Origin of the sequence: Kribbella sp. VKM Ac-2568, assembly GCF_004345365.1 — a bacterium.
In the GTDB taxonomy this organism is placed as follows: domain Bacteria; phylum Actinomycetota; class Actinomycetes; order Propionibacteriales; family Kribbellaceae; genus Kribbella; species Kribbella orskensis.
The window spans coordinates 645343-664516 of sequence record NZ_SLVF01000002.1 but is presented as its reverse complement, the minus strand read 5'-3'; the positions used below and the strand labels follow the sequence as shown (position 1 = coordinate 664516).

The 19174-nt window shown below is 68.5% G+C and carries 21 protein-coding genes and 1 pseudogene; 14 read left to right on the top strand and 8 right to left on the bottom strand.

Features of this window, described 5'->3' with window-relative positions; genetic code table 11:
- Positions 1 to 252 precede the first annotated feature (252 nt).
- The 4 genes and pseudogenes from EV648_RS06925 to EV648_RS06915 form a co-directional block, all read right to left on the bottom strand.
- On the bottom strand, positions 253 to 1233 hold the full coding sequence (locus EV648_RS06925; protein WP_132286337.1) for a hypothetical protein: 981 nt from the start codon (positions 1231 to 1233) through the stop codon (positions 253 to 255).
- Positions 1227 to 1370, bottom strand: a complete 144-nt coding sequence (locus EV648_RS42470; RefSeq protein ID WP_158293921.1) for an MBL fold metallo-hydrolase RNA specificity domain-containing protein — start codon at positions 1368 to 1370, stop codon at positions 1227 to 1229. Before EV648_RS42470 ends, EV648_RS06925 begins: the two co-directional genes overlap by 7 nt.
- Positions 1367 to 1858, bottom strand: a complete 492-nt coding sequence (locus EV648_RS06920) for a hypothetical protein (protein ID WP_132286334.1) — start codon at positions 1856 to 1858, stop codon at positions 1367 to 1369. Before EV648_RS06920 ends, EV648_RS42470 begins: the two co-directional genes overlap by 4 nt.
- Positions 1858 to 2844 (bottom strand): annotated as a pseudogene (locus EV648_RS06915) (hypothetical protein); the annotation flags it as partial. The pseudogene EV648_RS06915 and the gene EV648_RS06920, both read right to left, overlap by 1 nt.
- A gap of 189 nt (positions 2845 to 3033) precedes the next feature.
- On the opposite strand from EV648_RS06915, the gene EV648_RS06910 reads away from it, so the two are divergent.
- Positions 3034 to 3594, top strand: coding sequence for a hypothetical protein (locus tag EV648_RS06910; RefSeq protein WP_132286331.1), 561 nt, complete (start codon positions 3034 to 3036; stop codon positions 3592 to 3594).
- Between the two features lie 4 nt (positions 3595 to 3598).
- Complete coding sequence (locus tag EV648_RS06905; RefSeq protein WP_132286328.1) at positions 3599 to 4477, top strand: universal stress protein; 879 nt, start codon at positions 3599 to 3601, stop codon at positions 4475 to 4477.
- Here EV648_RS06905 and EV648_RS06900 read toward each other — a convergent pair whose 3' ends face one another.
- Positions 4478 to 6235: a GAF domain-containing sensor histidine kinase gene (locus EV648_RS06900; RefSeq protein ID WP_132286325.1), complete on the bottom strand. Its 1758-nt coding sequence runs from the start codon at positions 6233 to 6235 to the stop codon at positions 4478 to 4480. It abuts the gene before it with no gap.
- Positions 6236 to 6426: 191 nt separating this feature from the next.
- Between EV648_RS06900 and EV648_RS06895 the strand changes: the two genes are divergently transcribed.
- The 5 genes from EV648_RS06895 to EV648_RS06875 are packed head-to-tail and all read left to right on the top strand — an operon-like array spanning position 6427 to position 10080.
- Positions 6427 to 7359 carry a universal stress protein gene (locus EV648_RS06895; protein ID WP_132286322.1) on the top strand — a complete coding sequence of 311 codons (933 nt, stop codon included), beginning with the start codon at positions 6427 to 6429 and terminating at the stop codon, positions 7357 to 7359.
- Positions 7360 to 7365: 6 nt separating this feature from the next.
- On the top strand, positions 7366 to 9066 hold the full coding sequence (locus EV648_RS06890) for a SulP family inorganic anion transporter (RefSeq protein ID WP_132286319.1): 1701 nt from the start codon (positions 7366 to 7368) through the stop codon (positions 9064 to 9066).
- Positions 9063 to 9269: a hypothetical protein gene (locus EV648_RS06885; RefSeq protein WP_132286316.1), complete on the top strand. Its 207-nt coding sequence runs from the start codon at positions 9063 to 9065 to the stop codon at positions 9267 to 9269. The genes EV648_RS06890 and EV648_RS06885 overlap by 4 nt, the downstream gene beginning before the upstream one ends.
- Before the next feature lie 2 nt (positions 9270 to 9271).
- Positions 9272 to 9841: a flavodoxin domain-containing protein gene (locus EV648_RS06880; RefSeq protein WP_199234458.1), complete on the top strand. Its 570-nt coding sequence runs from the start codon at positions 9272 to 9274 to the stop codon at positions 9839 to 9841.
- Complete coding sequence (locus EV648_RS06875; protein ID WP_132286313.1) at positions 9838 to 10080, top strand: SHOCT domain-containing protein; 243 nt, start codon at positions 9838 to 9840, stop codon at positions 10078 to 10080. Before EV648_RS06880 ends, EV648_RS06875 begins: the two co-directional genes overlap by 4 nt.
- A 63-nt stretch (positions 10081 to 10143) precedes the next feature.
- Here the strand turns inward: EV648_RS06875 and EV648_RS06870 are convergent, their stop codons facing one another.
- Complete coding sequence (locus EV648_RS06870; protein ID WP_132286310.1) at positions 10144 to 10611, bottom strand: pyridoxamine 5'-phosphate oxidase family protein; 468 nt, start codon at positions 10609 to 10611, stop codon at positions 10144 to 10146.
- Positions 10612 to 10685: 74 nt separating this feature from the next.
- Here EV648_RS06870 and EV648_RS06865 point away from each other — a divergent pair, with 74 nt between their 5' ends.
- On the top strand, positions 10686 to 11342 hold the full coding sequence (locus tag EV648_RS06865) for a response regulator transcription factor (protein WP_132286307.1): 657 nt from the start codon (positions 10686 to 10688) through the stop codon (positions 11340 to 11342).
- Between the two features lie 82 nt (positions 11343 to 11424).
- Here EV648_RS06865 and EV648_RS06860 read toward each other — a convergent pair whose 3' ends face one another.
- Both EV648_RS06860 and EV648_RS06855 read right to left on the bottom strand, forming a co-directional pair.
- On the bottom strand, positions 11425 to 12099 hold the full coding sequence (locus tag EV648_RS06860; RefSeq protein WP_199234457.1) for a pyridoxamine 5'-phosphate oxidase family protein: 675 nt from the start codon (positions 12097 to 12099) through the stop codon (positions 11425 to 11427).
- Positions 12100 to 12202: 103 nt separating this feature from the next.
- Positions 12203 to 13315, bottom strand: coding sequence for an alpha/beta hydrolase (locus tag EV648_RS06855; RefSeq protein WP_132286304.1), 1113 nt, complete (start codon positions 13313 to 13315; stop codon positions 12203 to 12205).
- A 160-nt stretch (positions 13316 to 13475) separates the two neighbouring features.
- On the opposite strand from EV648_RS06855, the gene EV648_RS06850 reads away from it, so the two are divergent.
- Genes EV648_RS06850 through EV648_RS06825 form a run of 6 tightly spaced genes read left to right on the top strand, consistent with a single transcriptional unit; the run spans position 13476 to position 19154 of the window.
- Positions 13476 to 14174, top strand: a complete 699-nt coding sequence (locus tag EV648_RS06850) for a LiaF domain-containing protein (RefSeq protein ID WP_132286301.1) — start codon at positions 13476 to 13478, stop codon at positions 14172 to 14174.
- Between the two features lie 16 nt (positions 14175 to 14190).
- Positions 14191 to 14781 carry a 2-oxoacid:acceptor oxidoreductase family protein gene (locus EV648_RS06845; RefSeq protein ID WP_132286298.1) on the top strand — a complete coding sequence of 197 codons (591 nt, stop codon included), beginning with the start codon at positions 14191 to 14193 and terminating at the stop codon, positions 14779 to 14781.
- Positions 14782 to 14794: 13 nt separating this feature from the next.
- Complete coding sequence (locus EV648_RS06840) at positions 14795 to 16018, top strand: transketolase C-terminal domain-containing protein (RefSeq protein ID WP_241994942.1); 1224 nt, start codon at positions 14795 to 14797, stop codon at positions 16016 to 16018.
- 12 nt (positions 16019 to 16030) lie between these two features.
- Positions 16031 to 17044, top strand: a complete 1014-nt coding sequence (locus tag EV648_RS06835) for a thiamine pyrophosphate-dependent enzyme (RefSeq protein WP_132286292.1) — start codon at positions 16031 to 16033, stop codon at positions 17042 to 17044.
- 5 nt (positions 17045 to 17049) lie between these two features.
- The gene (locus EV648_RS06830; protein WP_132286289.1) at positions 17050 to 18687 is read left to right on the top strand and encodes an NAD(P)-binding protein; all 1638 of its coding nucleotides are present in this window, start codon (positions 17050 to 17052) and stop codon (positions 18685 to 18687) included.
- Positions 18688 to 18698: 11 nt separating this feature from the next.
- Entirely contained in the window at positions 18699 to 19154 is a 456-nt protein-coding gene (locus EV648_RS06825) for a LiaF domain-containing protein (protein ID WP_132286286.1), read from the top strand.
- The last annotated feature ends 20 nt before the right edge of the window (positions 19155 to 19174 follow it).

Below are 19174 nucleotides of genomic sequence, written 5' to 3'. Positions count from 1 at the left end.
CCGTCCCACGAGTTCGGGACCTTCGGCCCTGAACATCCGATGGGTCCCGCCCGATGCTGGAAGTGCAGAGGAGCCGACCGGCTCGCCGGGAACGGGACACCAGACAGTGGCCGAGGCCACGAGATCCGCCGTCATCAAGACGGAAGCCCGTTTCCCGGCGGGCCGGTCGTCCTCGACCCGGACCGAAGAGGCAGTGGTGAGAAGCGTTCGGGGACCCGCCACCAGCAGTGAACGAGAAGTCGCCCGCCTGTGTCACTCCCATTCCGCCAAGGTCTGCTGCCAGGGTCTCCGGGGGGTAGCCGCACCCATCATGGCGGGGAAGCCGATCCGGATGATCATCTGCGGCCGGGCGTTCCGGTCGACCAGGCTCTGAACGCGTGACCTCAGGTCGGCGTACTCCAGTGCTTGGTTGAGGAACGACGCGACCAGACCGTACGACGTCGCCGTCAGGAGCGCGTGTTGCAGTGCCATCCCCGCGCGCAGCCATTCGGACGGCCGGTTCTCCCCGGTGTTGAGGACCGCGATCCTCGGCTCGAGCTCGAAGACGCCGACACTGCGCTGCGGGTCGTCGAAGCCCGCGGAGAGGTCGCGGAACGCCGCCGGCTTGGCGGGAATCGGCCCGAGTGCACTCTCGGGCACCCCGTCCTCCAAGCGGTCGCCGCCGATCCAGCGGCCTCGCTCGGTCAGCCGGTCCTCGTCGTGCAGGTCGAGCTCGTCGGCCTCCCGCAGGATCTGTACCAAGTCCCTGGTGGAGCTGGGGTCCAGCCAGCACAGGTCGGCCCCCTCGGCCCGGGCCGCACTACTGATCAGTGACAGAACTCGCGCCTGGACATCGATCGCGACCATCGGTCCGCGATAGGTGTGCCGACGCCGCAGCTCGCCGTAGAGAGAGCCCAGCGGTGGCATCGGCGACTGTCGTACGCCCAGGAACACCCGGGCGACGATCTCGGGCCGATCGGGATCCGGACGGGTGGCGAAGGTGGTGTCGTGGCCGAGCATCGCCGCGGCCACCCGCAGGTTGAAGGTCGCCGCGCCGAGCCCGATCAGGATCATCCGGCCGGCCTGGTCCTCGGCGGGCAGGGAACGGTCCTCGTCGAGGATCACGTCCACGACCCGGCCGCTGACCTCGAAGCGCCATGGCTGGGTGTTGTGCATCGACGGCGCGGTGGCGGCGGAACTGACCAGGATGCCGACCTCGTCCGCGGTGAGCAGAGGTTCGCGATGAATTACCATGATCCGACTCTTTCCAGGTGCTGTGGCGCGACTGCGAGCCAGTCGAGCTCGGTGCTGATGCGGTCGACCAGAGCCTGCCTGGCATCGGCCTCGCCGTGAACGACGTACACGGTTTCGGGCGGCTCCGCGCTCGTCATCGGAGGTCCTTCTCGTACGCGTGGACGGCCGTGGTCAGCTGATCGGACTGCTCGGGCGTCAGCCGCGCCATCAGGCTCGGGATCTCGACCTCCTGGCCGAAGCGAAGGACCACCCGGCCCAGCGCGCGCAGGCCCGCGAGCGTCTCCGTTGCCTGGAGCTGGAGCTGAGCGGTCTGGCCGAAGCGGACCAGCTCCCTTCTGAGCTCATCGAGCCGATCGACGAGCTGATTGATCTCGTCGGCGACGATCGCGCTGTATTCGGTCAACGCCTCGGCCGCCCGGCTGTCCGGCATGGCGGGCAGCATCAGGGCACGCTCGGCGGTGATCCGGGGGAGAACCTGGCGGCGATAGGTCCCGATCGTGCGCTGTACGGTGAAGAGCAGTCTCTCCGGTTCGGTCCACCCCTCGGCCGTGCGCTCTTCCTCGAGAGCGGCAAGATCCTTCTCCCAGCGCGCGATCTCTGCCTGCAGGACACGGATGTCGGTCATCAGGGCTCCTCGGTCCGGGTGTGAACAACGGCCTCGACCGGGCGCCGCGGCGTCGTGGCGGTCACCGTGCTGTGTCCGAAGCGGATCACCATCTGGGCGAAACCCGGCTTGCCGGTGGTCTGCTGAACGGTCCGGCGAAGATCGTCGAACTCGAGCGGCTGGTTCAGGAAGGAGGCCTTCAGGCCATCGCGGGTCGCGGTCAGCAGGACCCGCTCGAGCGCGATGCCGGCGGCTACCTGGTCAGCCCGGGTGTCTCCACCGGTGGACAGCACGGCCAGCGCAGGTTCGGTCTCGAACCTGGTGGTGGGCCGGGTCTGATCCGCGGGCCGGGTGGCCATATCGCGTACCGGCGATGGATAGCTGCTGGATCGGGGCCCGAGCACAGAGCTCGGTATGCCGTCCGCCGTTCGATCGCCGCCCACCCAGTGGGCGCGTTCGGCGCGGCGGTGCCAGTCGCCGATCTCGCGGAGGTCGGTGTCGAGCAGCAGGTCCAGCACGGCCTTGACGCCGGGCGCCGGCAGCCAGCTGAGCTCGGCTCCCTCTGCCATCGCTGCCCGGCTCAAGCTGACCTGGTCGGCGCTGGTCAGCTGCACAGGCCGGAGCGGCTCGCGGCTGGTGTGCCGGCGGGGGATCTGAGTCGACAGGCCGAGAAGATCCTTGTCCGGGTCGTCAGTCGGCGCGAGGACGATACGCGCAACCAGGTCGGGGTCGTTCCGATCCGGCGCGAGGCCGAACCAGCTGGTGTAGCCCATCGAAGCGGCGGCGCAGCGCAGGTTGAGCGTCGCGGCACCGGTAGCGATTCGCATCGCCCGACCGGTGGGATCCTCGGCCGGCAACGAACGGGAGCCGTCCACGAACACGTCGATCACGTGACCGTTCACCTCGAAGCGCCACGGCTGTGTGTTGTGCATGCTCGGTGCCGCCACCGCGGCCTTGAGCAGGACATCGATCTCTTCCATGGACAGCTGGTCGTCGTTCATGGGGGGCCTCCTCGACCTGCTAGGGCGGCAACAGCTGCCGCACTCCCAGCCTCAGGGATCCGCCTCTGACCCGCAGCAGGCATCGGTCCCGATCACAGGGGCCGTTCGGCACCTCCGCACGTGACCACAGGCTCTGCCGCTCGGCTGCCTCGCGGCACCAGCATCAAGGTGACACCTCAAACGAAAGGAAAGACCATGACCACCACACCGCAGCGGCGCAACGTTCCGACTCCTGTGATGGAGCCCGACCGCGATCTGCAGCCGCGGATCAGCACGGCCGCCGGTCGTGCGCTGGCAGTTCTCCGGATCGCATACGGCCTGACGTTCCTGTGGGCCTTCGTGGACAAGGTGTTCGGTCTCGGCTACGCGACCCCGTCCGGCAAGGGCTGGATCGATGGCGGCGACCCGACGGCAGGATTCCTCGGCAAGGGAGCAGCCGGCCCGTTCGAGGACTTCTACCACTCCCTGGTCGGCGACTTCTGGGTCACCCCGCTGTTCATGATCGCGCTGGTCGGCATCGGCCTCGCCCTCACCTTCGGGATCGGGATGCGCATCGCGGCCGTCTCCGGCACCGTGCTCTACCTGATGATGTGGAGTGCCGTCCTGCCTCCGGAGAACAACCCGGTGCTCGACGACCACATCATCGGCGCCATCACCCTGATCACTCTCGCACTCGTTGCTGCCGGCAACGTCTGGGGATTCGGTCAGCAGTGGTCGCGGCTGTCCATCGTCCGTCAGTACCCCTGGCTGCGGTGACACCATGAGCAGAGAACCCGTCATCCACGTAGGCGTCGACGGCTCCTGGCGTGACACGGGTGCACTGGAGTGGGCTCTGCAGGAATCTCTGTTCCGCAGGGTCCCGCTCCGGGCGGTGCACGTGATCGAGGAGAAGCTGAGGCACTCGCCGTACTGGCAACCCACCGTCATCGATGACGCCGCCACGGACCTGGTCCAAGAGGTCCAGCAGAAGATGAAGAGCCAGGACGACCTCCTGGATCACGGCGCCGACCTGGTGGTCGGCCCACCGGCTACGACATTGACCGAGCTGGCCGCCAAGGGCGAGCTGCTGGTCGTCGGCCGGCGGGGGATGGGCAAGTTCAAGCGGCTGCTGATCGGTTCGACCTCGGAGGCCGCGGCGATCCAAGCCACGGTTCCCGTCGTCGTCGTGCCGGAGGGGTGGAAGTCCGGCGATCACTGCGGACCGGTCGTCGTCGCACTGGACGACTCGGGGGAGCCGGGCGCGGCGATCGAATTCGCGCTGACTGCGGCGACCGAACGGCACGCGCCGGTGCGAATGGTTCACGTGTGGGATCTGCCGTCCATCTACAGCTGGGACGCGATGAACGTCGCCGGCGTCAGCGACGAGTGGAACCAGACCGCACGGCGTCACTGCGACACGATCGCGGACCAGTGGCGGCAGAAGTACCCGGAGATCGAGATTGAGGTGGAGGTCAGACGCGGTCACCCGGTGGATGGCATCGTCGCGGCCGCGGAGTCGGCCGATGCGCAGCTCGTCGTGGTCGGCCACCGTCGGCGGCGGCATTTCGCCACCGCACTGCTCGGGTCGGTAGCCCGGGGGGTCTTGCAGCACGCGACCTGTCCGGTGACGGTCGTCCCAGTGTCGACGGACGATGCCTGATCAGCTGGAGGGCGCGTTGATGAGGGGCGCGCGCAACTCCAGCACGGTGCCGTGCGGCTGGTTGGGCTCCAGCCGCACGGCACCACCTAGTGCGGCCGCGCGTTCCTCCAGATTGCGCAGGCCGCTTCGCCGGTCCGTGGAGCTGATGCCGATCCCGTCGTCGGAGACGCGTGCGGTGACGTCCTGACCGGTGACCATCACCTCGACCTTGACGGTCGAGGCCTGGGCGTGGCGGACCACGTTCGACAACGATTCCCGGATCGCGGCCAGGATCTGCGGTCGCACGGAGGCCGGCACGGTGCTGTCGAGCGGACCGGTGCAGCTCAGCTCGGGACGGAATCCGAGCGCCGAGGTGTACTCCTCGACCAGCGCCTGGACGTCCGCCCGGAACGACTTCTTGTCGGGCTGGTGGTGCAGCTCGAAGATCGCCGCCCGCAGGTCGCGGATGGTGGCGTCGATGTCCTCGACCGCCCGGCTGATCCGCTGCTGAACCTCCGGCCGAACCATCCTGTGCATGCCCTGCAGCTGCAGACCGGTGGCGAACAGCCGCTGGATGACCAGGTCGTGCAGATCCCTGGCGATCCGGTCGCGATCCTCCAGCACCGCCAGCACGGATTGATCCCGCTGCGCTTGTGCGCGGTCCAGAGCCAGCGTCGCCTGGTTGGCGAACATCCGGACCAGGTCGGTCCCGACGGTCACTCCCAGAACGGTCCCCTGGGCCGCCGCCACCATCAGGATCCCGCCCGTACTGCGCGGCCCCGCGGGGAGCGGCGCGAGAATCGTGCGGCCCAGTTCCTCGAGCTCGGGCACATCGCTGAGCTGGCCGGTCTCTTTGGCGAGCTGTGCCAGGTTCTCGACCACCACCTGCTCGTCGCCGTTCAGGACGTCGCTCAGGATCGGCCAGTCGGCGGGAATCCGGCGGCCGATGTACTGCGTGAAGCCCGGCGGTCCGTCGATCACCTCGATGACGAGCTCGCCGTCGCCCAGCAGCAGGACGGCACCGAGAACCGAGCCGGACACCTCGCGTGCCCGGGTCGCGATGAGTTGCAGCGCCTGCTGGGGATCGAAGTCGGTCAGCATCAGCTGGGTGATCTCGGCGGTCACCTCGTGCCAGCGACGGCGGCGCTCGGTGTCGGCGTACAGCCGGGCGTTGTCGATCACGACGCCGGCCGCGGTCGCGAGTGCGGCCACGGTCCGTTCGTCGTCCTCGGTGAAAGCGGCGCCCTCCGCCTTCTCGGTCAGGTACAGGTTGCCGAAGGCATGGTCGCGGGTACGGATCGGAACACCGAGGAAGCTGCCCATCGGAGGGTGGTTGGGCGGGAAGCCGAACGATCGCGGGTGCTTGGCGAGATCGGTCAGCCGCAAGGGCGTCGGGTGGTCGATCAGCAGACCGAGGATGCCGTGACCTTCAGGGTACGGACCGATCGCGGCGATCTGCTCGGCGGTGACGCCATGGGTGATGAAGCGAACGAGCCGCTTGCCGTCGGGGCCGACCACTCCGAGAGCGCCGTAGCGCGCGCCGACCAGGTCACACGCGGCCGTGACGATGCGGTCGAGCGTGCTGTTCAGGTCCAGGTCGGCGCCGATGCCGATGACCGCGTCCAGCAGGGCGCGCAGACGCTCCTGGGAGTCCATGATCTCGTCGACCCGGCCGAGCAGCTCCTGCAGCAGGGCGTCGAGCCGGACTCTGGACAGCCCGTCGAACTCGAGGGCACCTTCGTCCCACGACCCTGCGTGATCCCCTGCTCGTCCATCCATGCGACCTACCGTACGGCGGCGATGAGCGGTTGGGAACTGGGCTTGATCGCTGGGAGTGACCAGCGTATTCGGGCCGCGGGCCGAAGGTCCCGTGGGCTGCTGTCGTCGGTCCTGTCTAGCGATGCCCGACGGCACTGACGCCGCGCCGCGGCCGCGCGAGACGCTCCAGGTAAGAGAACTGGAGGATCGACATGGGTACCTGGGCAAGGACTGGACCGGTGGTGGTCGAGGTCGACGGCAGCGCCGAAGCGCTCCACATCGTGGACTACGCCGCGCTGGAGGCGATCCGTTCGGGCGCCGAGCTGGTGATCGCCGCGCCGTATCAGGCGCACAGCTCGTTCAACGCGATGACGCCGGGCTACCAGCCGAAGCCTCCCGCGGAGTTCGCCGACGCGAGCCTCCGGGTGGCCGTCGCGCACGTGCGGCATCACTACGGCTACGGCTTGGCGGTCACGGCGGTGTCGGAGGAAGGGTCGCGGCTGAAGGTCCTGCCGCAGGTCGCCCGGCATGCTCGTCTTCTCGTGGTCGGCCGAAGCCGCACCCGGGGCCCGCACCGGCTCGTCGCCGCGCAGGGCAACATCTTCCTGACCGCACGAACCGGCTGCCCGGTGATCGTCGTCCCGCTGACCTGGAAACCATCCGTGATCGACCGAAGGGTTGCCGTAGGCATCGATGGGACGCCGCTGTCGCTGGAGGCGGTCGAGTTCGCCTTCCGGACCGCCGCGGACCGCGAGGGCGACCTGACCGTGGTGCACGCACAGCACGCACCGCGGCACGACCCGGACCGCGCCGGGGTCGAGAACTCCTGGGTCCGGCGGGCGGACCTGACCGTCTCCGAAACGCTGGCAGGCTGGACTGACGAATACCCCCAGGTCAAGGTGACTCGCTTCCTGACCGCCCGCCCGGTGGTGGAGGCGCTGGTGCACGAAGGCGCCGAGGTCGGCCTGGTCGTCCTTGGTGCCCGCGCTGGGCTGTTGCCGGTCGGCGATCCCGTCACGCGTCGTGCTGTTGCCGCGATGGCTTGTCCGGTCGCGATCGTGCCGCATCACGTGACCGCGAAGGAACGCGATCAGCGTGCTCGCCAGGTCCACCCTGCCACCGACGTCGTAGTACCGACGTACTGATCGCCCATGATCGCGCCTGGCCTCAACGGCCTGCGGAACTACCAGCCGAGCTGGCTACGTGCCGACGTGATCGCCGGCGTGACGGTGGCCGCCTACTTGGTTCCGCAGGCCATGGCTTATGCCCAGCTGGCGGGGCTGCCGGCGGTGACCGGTCTGTGGGCAGTCCTCGGGCCGCTGGCCGTGTACGCCGTGCTGGGGTCCTCCCGACTGTTGTCCGTCGGTCCTGAGTCCACGACGGCACTGATGACGGCCAGCACCGTCGGTGCGGTGGCCGGTGGAGATCCGAAGCGCTACGTGGTGCTGGCATCAGCGCTGGCGCTGATGGTGGGAGTCATCTGCCTCGTGGCCTGGCTGGTCAGGCTCGGGTTCCTCGCCGACCTCCTGTCGAGACCGGTGCTGGTCGGTTATCTCGCGGGCATCGCGGTGCTCATGATCGCCGGGCAACTCGGCCGGATGACCGGCACCGCTGTCGAAGGGGACAGCCCGCCTGCCGAGTTGCTGGACGCCGCTCGCCAGATCGGCTCCTGGCACCTGCCGACCGTCGTACTGTCAGCTGTCGTCCTCGCACTGTTGCTGGCATCGGCACACTGGAAACCACAACTTCCCGCACCGCTGCTGGTGATGGCGCTTGCGGCTGTGGTCACCGCTCTCGCCGGCCTGGACGATCACGGAGTTGCCGTGATCGGCACCGTTCCCTCAGGACTGCCGGCCCCGATGCTGCCCGGGGTCGGCCTCGCCGACCTTCGGATGCTCATCCTGCCGGCGTTGGGCGTGGCGCTCGTCGGTTACACCGACACAGTGCTGACTGGACGCGCCTTCGCCGCGAAGCATCAGGAGCGCATCGACGCAGACGCCGAACTCCTTGCCCTCGGCACTGCAAACCTCACCGCCGGAGCGCTCCAGGGATTTCCGGTCAGCAGCAGCGGCAGCCGGACGGCAGTGGCAGCGGCGGCCGGAGCGAAGAGCCAGGTGTACTCGCTGGTGACCCTCGCGATGGTGATCCTCACCCTGCTCGTCGCCGGCCCGTTGCTGTCGACGTTCCCGACCGCTGCCCTCGGTGCCCTGGTTGTCTACGCCGCTCTACGACTGGTGGATCTCGCCGAGTTCCGGCGGATCGGCCGGTTCCGCCGGAGCGAGTTGATCCTCGCCCTGGCAACTTGCGTCGGCGTCGTCACGCTTGGCGTTCTGTACGGCGTACTGGTGGCGGTGGCTCTCTCAGTCCTGGACCTGTTCCGCCGGGTGGCCCGCCCGCACGATGGGATCCTCGGCATCGTTCCAGGGATCGCCGGTATGCACGACGTGGACGACTATCCGGAGGCGCACCCGGTGCCGGGGCTCGTCGTCTATCGGTACGACTCGCCGCTCTTCTTCGCGAACGCCGAGGACTTCCGCCGCCGGGCGCTGGCGGCGGTCGACAGCTCGCCCGAGCCGGTCCGCTGGCTGCTGCTGAACACCGAGGCGAACGTCGAGGTCGACATCACCGCGGTGGACGCCCTGGACGCGTTGCGCGAAGAGCTCGCCGGGCGAGGGATCGTCCTCGCCCTGGCCAGGGTCAAGCAGGACCTTCGCGACGACCTCGTTGCCGCGGGCTTCCTCGAGCGCCTCGGCGATGACCGGGTCTACATGACGCTGCCGACCGCGGTAGAAGCCTTCCGGCAGGAATTCGGCCGGCAGGAGTCGGGCCAGTTGAAGGAGCAACCCTCGTGACCACCTTGCTGTTCGAGTTCGGTCTCGGCCACTTCGTCGAGAACAAGCCGTGGTCGGTGCTGCTGGCCGACTACGACATCACCAGCGGCCGGATCTGGCTGCTGATCCCGATCTGGGTCGCCATCGGCCCGACGGTGGTCCGCCGGTTGCGCGTCAGCCGGACCGAGTCCGCCGAATTCCATCACCAGACCTCCAAGGGGTAGTCATGTCCGAGAATGCACAGGCACTGGTCGTGTACGAGTCGATGTTCGGCAATACCGAGCAGGTGGCCGAGGCGATCGGCGAAGGGCTTCGATCGAAGGTCGAGGCGGAGGTGGTCAGGGTCGATCGGGCCCCCGAGGTGCTGCCCGACAGTCTCGATCTGCTCGTCGTCGGTGGGCCGACGCATGCCTTCAGCATGAGCCGTCCGGGCACGCGGGAAAGCGCATCGGCACAAGGGACAGTGGTGATGCCGAGCCAGGTCGGTATCCGCGAATGGCTCGACCGGTTGCTTCCCGACGACGGGACGGCGATCTTCGCGACCTTCGACACCCGCGTCACCAAAGTCCGGAAGCTGCCCGGCTCAGCGGCCAAGGCCGCCGCCAAGGTACTGCGCCGGCGAGGTGTCGGAGTGGTCGCGGAATCGGTCAGTTTCTACGTCGAGGACTCGGCGGGGCCGTTGAGTGAAGGCGAGCTCGATCGTGCTCGCGCCTGGGGTGCGAGTCTGGCGGCCCGCTTCGAACCCCGTGGGACGGGTTCGACCGACCCCGCAGTACAGCCGCGGAGGGCGACATGATGATGAACGGCGGGGGCCAGGACGCCCTGTGGATCTTCCTGGCCCTGTCCATCTGGTCCCTGGCAGTGGCGGCCGCACTCGCATTCGGCGTGCACCTCATCAGGTCCAGGCGACCTGCGGCCCGGCCACTGCCGTCACCGCTGGACATCCTGGAGCGACGGTACGCGACGGGAGAGATCGACCGCGAACAGTTCGACGACGCCCGCGCCCGCCTCCGCGAGCACGAACTCGATCTGTGACCTCCCGTTGAGCGGGTGGGGCGAGATCGCTTGCGGTGGATCCTCCCGCTCAGCCGCCGGAGCTCACCCCGCCCCTTTCCCGGCGGCCTGGTCGTGGGGGCGCTGGGCCCAGGGGACCAGGCGGCGTCCCTCCAATGTCTCGATGCCGAGGCGGATCAGGTAGCTGTCGTGCTGTGGCGCCCAAGGACGGAGCGGAAGCCCGTGCCTGAGCGACTCCGCCTCGTCGGGATCGATCACCGAGAGGTGCCCGGCGGCCGTCACGGTCCAGCCCAGATGCCTGTCCTCGTCCACCGCGTCCACCTCGAAGGCGACCACGTCACCGCGCTCGGCAGCGCGGTACTTGTCGCCGTCGGCCGTCGCGAAGATGAGCGAGTCTCCGTCCAGCACGAAGTTCACCAGCCGTACCGCGGGCAGCCCGCCCTTGGTGAAGACGAGACGACCGATCGGCACGGAAGAGAGCAGCTCCAGCGACTCGCCGTCGTCGAGGATCTGCAGCCCGCTGTGGTCGAAACGGCGCGGTGTGGGAGTCATCGCTCCCCCTTCCGAACGAAGTTGCGGTCTAGTCTGGGCTCCAGCACAGGCCGCGACCCCGGGAGCGACACGAGATGACGATCAAGGTGTTCTTGCTCGACGACCACGAGTTGGTCCGCCGTGGGTTGCGACAGCTGCTGGAGGACGAGCCGGACGTCGAAGTGGTCGGCGAAGCGGCGACAGCGGCGCACGCGATCGCGCGGATCCCCGCTCTGCGACCGAACGTGGCCGTGCTCGACGTGAGGTTGCCCGACGGCGATGGGATCACGGTCTGCCGGGACATCCGGTCGGCCATGGACGAGCCGCCCGCGTGCCTGATGCTGACGTCGTTCTCCGACGACGAGGCTCTGTTCACCTCGATCATGGCCGGCGCGTCCGGCTATCTGCTGAAGCAGGTGAGCGGTACCGACCTGGTCGGCGCCGTACGGCGGCTGGCGGCGGGGGAGTCGTTGCTCGACCCCGCGATGACGACCGCGGTACTGGAGCGGCTGCGGCATCCGGCCGAGGAGGACGACGACCCCCGGTACAAGTCGCTGACCGAGCAGGAACGCAAGATCCTCGACCTGATCGCCGAGGGCAAGACCAACCGGCAGATCGCGCAGCTCATGTTCCTGGCGGAGAAGACGGTGAAGAACTACGTGTCCGGGCTGCTCCGCAAGTTGGGGGTGGAGCGCCGCACCGAGGCGGCCGTCTACGCGGTCGAACGCACCAAGGGACGTCCGCCGCGCTGAGTGAGTCGTCATCAGATCTACCAGGCTTGCCGATCGGCTGGGTGATGCACCAGGGTCGAAGGTCCTGAGCCAGGCCGGACCTTCACCACGCGCGGATGCGGTGTCCACGGATCTGCTCCGGTGTGATCACGATGTAGACCTCACGCTCTCCGCCGGCCCACGGCTCGACGGTCAGTGCTTCGCGCAGCTTCTCTGACTCCTCGGGCCCGGCCTGCCTGGCCGTTCCTGAGATCAGGACGCTCCAGCCCTCGTGCATGCCTTCGTCGATCCGGTCGATCTCGAAGGCCACCGGGCCGGTGCCGTAACGCCCGATCGCCGTCGTCGGCGCAGTACGGAAGACCACTGAACCATCGTGGATCGCGAAGTTGACCGGTACGACGCTCAGCCGGCCGGCGAGCTCGAAGGCGACCCGCCCGACGCCACCAGCCTCGACCAGCTGCAGGCACTCCTGCTCCCGCATGTCGTCCAGGAGCGGGTGCAACGCGGCGCGGCCGTGGCCCGGAGGACGGCTCGGCTGCGACCCCAGCAGATCGCTGACGCTGGTGTCGAGCGCGTCAGCCAACCGGATCAGCGCACCCGCCGTCATCGCCACCGGCGCGCTCTCGACACGATCCAGGTAGGTCGGCTCCATCCGCGCCCGGGTCGCCACCTCCTCGCGACTCAGACCGAGCGCGCCACGGCGCCGCCGAACCCGTCGGGCCAGGTCACCGCCGGTCACGTCGGGACCCCTGCCGGTCCGCTCGTTCTCGATCATCATGGGTCGCCTCCGGGTGTGTGTACGCGGATACCCATCACACCGGATCGAGACCGTCCAGGAGCAGAGCCATCCGCCTCCAGCCACCGGGCCGAACGTCCCTCGGTCAGCGCAGACCGTCCTGCTCGTCGAGGTGGAGGGCGTCGGCGAGGTAGGCGGTGACGCGGTGCTCCCACTGGGCGGGGTGGGTGTCGAGCGCGGCCGTGTGCCCGGTGCCGGGGACGATCCACAGGTCGACCGTGGCGGGGGAGGCGGACTGGATGTAGTGGTTCGCGTGGCCCTCGTCGGCTCGGTCGCCACCGGCTATGAGCAGAACCGAGCGGGGCGCGGATGCCGCGACGGCGTCGCGCAGTGCGATCGGTTGATCAGCGGCGGTGAGGAGGTCGGTGATGCCGTAGGTCAGCCGGTCCATACCTTCCTGCAGTGTGCCGCGCCAGCCGAACTCGTCCGACAACCAGGCCTTGTCGGCGCTGACCCGGTTGGTCGCACCCTCGGCGACGACAGCCCGGATCCGCTGATCATGAGCAGCGGCGCCGATCGCCTCCTCACCTCCCATGGACAGACCGAGGGCGGCGATCAACTCGTCGTTCACGGCCGGCTGGGCCTGGAGGAAGGACACAGCCGCGCTGACGTCCTGGTCGCCGTACCAGCCGAAGTCCATCGCGCGGCCTTCGCTGCGACCGTGGCCCCGGGCATCGAAGAGGAGTACGCCGTACCCGTGGCGCGCCAGCACGACGGCATGCTCGAGGACGTTCGATCTGGTTGATCCCGCCCCGTGCAGCAGTACGACGGCGGCGCGGTTCCTCGACGGGATGTACCAACCGGCGAGGGCGAGCCCATCGGTAGTTGCGAACCTGACTTCGCTGAAGGGCAGGCCACGATCAGCCGGAGTGGTCGTCCCGACCGCTGTCGGTGGCACGTTCGTGGCAGCAACAGCCTGACCGAGCGACAGCAGCGCGATGACCAGAGCGGCCAGCAGAGCAGGTAGTACCAGGACACGGCGCCAGCTCCGGGTCGCTCGCACCAGGGTGGTGCCGCCGATGCCGACCGATACGAGACCGGTCGCCAGGACGGCGAGGCCCACGACCGTGACGGGATGAAGCCCGGCCTTGTCCAGATACGGCACGCCGACCCCGACTCCGACGGCAAGAAGGACGCAGCCGGCCGCGAACAGCAGACCGGCGCGCAGTACCAGCCTCCGAACACTGGCTTGCGCCATGGCAGGTCACCTCCGCAACTCATCACCAAGCTGTACTTCGAGGCCGGGACCGCGTAGGGCCGGAAGTCCCGAGTCGGCCGGACTGTGTGGGTCGGGACCTTCGGCCCTGCCGAGGGTGCGAGGGCGGCGGGAGCGTGGAGGGGAAGGGAAGGAGTTCGTCATGACACCTGTACGGATGTGGATCGGGCTGGTTCTGCTGGCCCTGGGTGTGATCGGGATCCTTGAAGCGACCGGGGTCGGCACCGGTGGGGTGGCCGATTGGTGGCCGATCGCCGTGATCGGGCTGGGCGTGGTGGCGATGTTCGGCCGGCGCCGGGTTTCCGTCGGACCGTTGATCATCGTCGCGTTCGGCTTCGTGCTGCTCGCGGACCAGCAGTCGTGGACGAACGACAATCTGTTCGGCCCTGCCCTGCTCGTCGTGCTGGGCCTGGCTGTGTTGTTCGGCCTGAGCCGCAGCTACAGCAATCCGCGCGACCGGGACAACAGTTCGTTCGCGATGTTCGGCGGCACGAAGGTGACAGATCGCTCCGAGCACCTGAAGAAGGCCGATGCGACAGCCGTGTTCGGCGGGGTCACCCTCGATCTGCGGGAGGCCCGGATCGACGACGCGGCGACGGTGGACGCCTTCGCGCTGTTCGGCGGCGTCGACATCCTGGTACCGCGTGGCTGGCGGGTCTCGATGACCGGTACGCCGTTCCTGGGCGGGTTCGACGACAAGACGCGGGCCGGCGGCTTCCTGCCACCTGACGCGCCGGTCCTCAACGTCGACGCGATCGCCATCTTCGGTGGGGTCACGGTGGCGAACGAGCCCACTGACGGCACCCAGCCGCAGGATCACGTCGGCCGGCGCACTGTCTGAGGATCGAGGAGAAGCCATGTTCCAGGTTCGAGTCCACGGGCGCGGCGGTCAGGGGGTGGTGACCACCGCCGAGCTCCTGTCAGTCGCCGCTTTCGCCGAAGGAGGACAGGCGCAGGCGTTCCCGACGTTCGGGTCCGAGCGCACCGGCGCGCCTGTCGTCGGCTTCTGCCGGATCGACGACCGTCCGATCCGGACCCACGAACCGGTTGCCCGTCCCGATGCCGTGATCATCCAGGACGCGACGCTGCTGCACCAGGTCGATGTCTTCGAAGGCCTGGATCCGGGCGGCTATCTGCTGATCAACACCTCGCGCAGTCTGACAGAGCTGGGCCTGGGGGCCTTCGTCCAGCAGTTGGGCTCGGACCGCGTCGTGACCGTGCCCGCCACCGAGCTCGCCTTGACGCACCTGGGTCGCCCACTGCCGGGCGCAGTACTGCTGGGAGCCTTCGCGGCGCTCACCGGTCAGGTACAGCTCACGTCCGTGCTGCGGGCCATCGAGGAACGATTCACCGGGACCGTTGCCGCTGGCAACGTCGCCGCGGCCACCGCGGCGTATCACCAGGTCCGTTCACAGATCGGAGAGCCGGCTCGTGCTCAAACAAATTGAAGGTTCGCGTGGGGTGGCGGAGGCGGTCGCGCTCTGCCGGCCCGAGGTGATCTGCGCCTATCCGATCTCGCCGCAGACCCACATCGTCGAGGCGCTCAGCTCGCTGGTGAAGTCCGGTGAGCTGGCGCCGTGCGAGTTCGTCAACGTGGAGTCGGAGTTCGCCGCGATGTCGGTGGCGATCGGTGCCTCCGCGACCGGCGCCCGCTCCTACACCGCGACAGCGAGTCAAGGTCTGCTCTACATGGCGGAGCCGCTCTACAACGCGTCCGGACTGGGCCTGCCGATCGTGATGACGGTGGCCAATCGTGCGATCGGAGCGCCGATCAACATCTGGAACGACCACAGCGACTCGATGTCGCAGCGTGACTCGGGCTGGATCCAGCTGTACGCCGAGACGAACCAGGAGGCGCTGGATCTCCACATCCAGGCGTTCAGGATCGCGGAGGAGCTGTCCTTGCCGGTGATGGTGTGCATGGACGGGTTCGTCCTCACCCACGCGGTCGAGCGGGTCGACGTACCGTCGGCGGAGCAGGTGGACGCGTTCCTGCCGCCGTACGAACCGCGGCAACTGCTCGATCCGGACGACCCGATCTCCATCGGCGCCATGGTGGGACCGGACGCGTTCACCGAGGTGCGTTATCTGGCCCACGACAAGCAGATGCAGGCCCTGGAGTTGATCCCCGCCGTCGCCGCGGGCTTCCGGGTGGCGTTCGGGCGCGAGTCCGGCGGACTGGTCCGTCCGTACCGGTGTGAAGACGCCGAGACCATCGTGGTTGCCCTCGGTTCGGTGCTCGGAACGATCAAGGACACCGTCGACGAACTGCGCGACGAGGGAGTGAAGATCGGCGCCCTGGGGTTGACCTCGTTCCGGCCCTTCCCCCTGGATGCGGTTCGTACTGCGCTGGCCGGCGCGCGGCGGGTCGTCGTACTGGAGCGGGCTCTCGCCGTCGGTATCGGCGGGATCGTGGCGGCCAACGTGAGGATGGCGCTGTCGGGTATCTCGCTGCACGGCTACACCGTCATCGCCGGTCTCGGCGGGCGGGCGATCACCAAGGCGTCGCTGCGGAGGCTCTTCGCCGATGCGGTCGCCGATCGGCTGGAACCGCTGACGTTCCTCGACCTCAACCGCGAGCTGGTCGAGCGCGAACTCCAGCGGACCAGGGCGACCCGTCGCTCGGGGCCTGCGGCAGAGAACCTGCTGCGCGACCTCGGCGCAGTCGGATCGCGGATCGGCTGAGAGGACAAGGCCATGACACAGCAACGCGTCAGGTTCTACCAGATCGGCAGCTACGCGGCCGGCAACCGACTGCTGGATCCCGATCAGGGTTCGGTCCAGGCAGACGCGCAGCGCACGAACTCGCTCAACTCCGGGCACCGCGCGTGCCAGGGTTGCGGTGAGGCGCTCGGCGCGAGGTATGCCCTCGACGCGGTGATGCGCGCCACCGGCAACCAGATGGTCGCGGTCAACGCGACCGGCTGCCTGGAGGTGTTCTCCACGCCGTACCCGGAGACAGCCTGGCAGGTGCCATGGCTGCACTCCCTCTTCGGCAACGCGCCCGCTGTCGCAACCGGTGTCGCCGCCGCGCTCAAGGCCAAGGGCCGTACCGGCGTACGGGTCGTCGGGCAGGGCGGTGACGGCGGCACGGTCGACATCGGCCTCGCCTGCTTGTCAGGGATGTTCGAGCGCAACGACGACGTGCTCTACATCTGCTACGACAACGGCGGCTACATGAACACCGGCGTCCAGCGCTCGGGAGCCACCCCACACGCTGCTGCGACCACGACCACCCCTGCGGTGGGTCCCGAGCCGGGCAACAACTTCGGTCAGGGCAAGAGCCTGCCGCTGATCGCGATGGCACACCGGATCCCGTACGTCGCGACCGCGACGGTGGCCGACCTTCGCGACCTGGAGTACAAGGCGAAACGCGCCATGGAGTTCCGCGGCGCGCGGTACCTGCATGTGCTGGTCCCGTGCCCGTTGGGCTGGCGGACCGCGTCGAACCAGACCATCCAGATCGCCCGCCTGGCCACCGAGACCGGCATCTTCCCGGTGTTCGAGGCCGAGGACGGCGAGGTGGTCGGTGTCTCGAAGATCCGCAGGCGCAGGCCGGTGTCCGACTATCTCGAGCCGCAGGGCCGGTACGCCCATCTGTTCGGCGCGGCGCCCCGTGAGGACGTCATCGCCAGGATCCAGGCCGAGGCCGACCGCAACGTCCGCAGTTTCGGCCTGGTCGACCCGCGGTGTCGATCGATGGAGGGGTGAGTTAGATGTCTGAGGCAAGCAAACATGGTCCGCTCCCGTTCGCGATCACGCTCGACGTCGGATCGAGTCTGGCGAACAAGACGGGTTCGTGGCGTACCGAGGTGCCGGCGTACGTCGACCGGTTGCCGCCGTGCAACGACGCCTGCCCTGCCGGCGAGAACATCCAGCAGTGGCTGCATCATGCCGAGGAGGCCGGTTACGAGGCCGCGTGGCGTCAGATCATGGCGGACAATCCGTTCCCCGCGATCATGGGCCGGGTCTGCTACCGGCCCTGTGAGACCGCCTGCAACCGGGCCACCCTGGACGAGGCCGTCGGCATCAACTCGGTCGAAAGGTTCCTGGGCGACGAGGCGATCAAGCAGGGTTGGACCGTGCCGGTGGAGGCCGAGCCGACCGGCAAGCAGGTGCTGGTCGTCGGCGCCGGGCCGTCGGGACTGGCCGTCGCCTATCACCTCACCCTGCTCGGGCATCAGGTCACTGTTCGCGACAGTTGCCCGGAGGCGGGCGGCATGATGCGGTACGGCATCCCGGCGTACCGGTTGCCACGCGACGTGGTCGATGCGGAGGTCCAGCGGATCGTCGACCTGGGCGTGCGGCTCGAGCTGGGCACCACCGTCACCGATCTCGAGGTCGCGCTGTCGTCCTTCGACGCTGTGTTCCTCGCTGTCGGCGCTCACGTCGGCCGGCGTGCAGACATCCCGGCCGGCGACTCCGCGCACATCCTCGACGCGGTGTCCGTCCTGGCGGGCCTCGAGGAAGGCGAGCAGCCACTGCTCGGCCGCCGGGTGGCTGTGTACGGCGGCGGCAACACCGCGCTGGACGTGGCCCGGACAGCACGTCGCCTCGGCGCCACCGACGCTGTGGTGGTCTACCGGCGGACCAGGGACCGGATGCCCGCGCACGACCTCGAGGTGAAGGAGGCTCTGGAGGAGGGCATCCGGATGCGCTGGCTGTCGACCATCGCCTACGCCGGGGCCGGACAGATCAAGATCGAGAAGATGAAGCTCGACGAAACAGGCTTCCCCCAGCCGACCGGAGAGTTCGAGGAACTCGCCGCCGACTCGGTCGTGCTCGCACTCGGCCAGCTGTCCGATCTCACCCTGGTCGAGAACCTCGAGGACGTGACGATCGCCGACGGTGTCGTACAGGTGGGCAAGGACCTGATGACCGGGCATCCAGGCTTGTTCGCCGGCGGCGACATGGTGCCGTCCGACCGCACAGTCACAGTCGCCATCGGTCACGGCAAGAAGGCGGCGCGCAGCATCGACGCCTGGCTCCGCGGTACTGCGGACGAGCGGGCCGCCCGTCATGAGCTCGCCACCTACGACCGGTTGAACACCTGGTACTACGCGGACGCGCCGGCCACCGTGCGGCCCAGACTGGATCTCGCTCGGCGGATCACCACCTTCGACGAGGTGACCGGTGGGCTGGATGCGTCGACGGCGTTGTTCGAGGCTCGGCGCTGCCTGTCGTGCGGCAACTGTCTCGAGTGCGACAACTGCTTCAGCGTGTGCCCCGACAACGCCGTGATCAAGCTCGGCCAGGGCCGGTACGAGATCGATCTCGACTTCTGCAAGGGCTGCGGATTGTGTGCGGCCGAGTGCCCGAGCGGCGCGATCGAGATGTTCCCCGAACGCCTCTGAAGGAGTCAGCCATGAAGCGATTACGTCCGATCGTCCTCGCCTGGAGCGTCATCCTCGGAATTGCCCTGGGGTTCGGTCTCTGCCGGAAGTACGGCGCCCGCGCCCGCGAGGGCAGCTCGGTCGCGCTGTTCGGGGAGACCAGAACCAAGGATGTCTCCCAGCATCTGACCAGGGCCGATGCGACGGCGGTGTTCGGCGCGGTCACTCTGGACCTGCGGGAGGCTCACATCGACGACGAGGCGACCGTCGACACCGTCGCTGTCTTCGGCGGCGTGGAGGTCCTGGTCCCGAAGCGATGGCGGCTGGCGCTGTCCGGCAAGCCGATCTTCGGCGGGTTCGACGACCGAACCCGCGGGGACAAGGTGCTGCCGGCCGATGCGCCGATCCTGAACGTGCACGGGCTGGCCGTCTTCGGTGGCGTCGTCGTGGCCAACGAGCCGGCCGAAGGTCCCCGGCGATCGAGGTAGCACGACCCTGCCCAAACGGC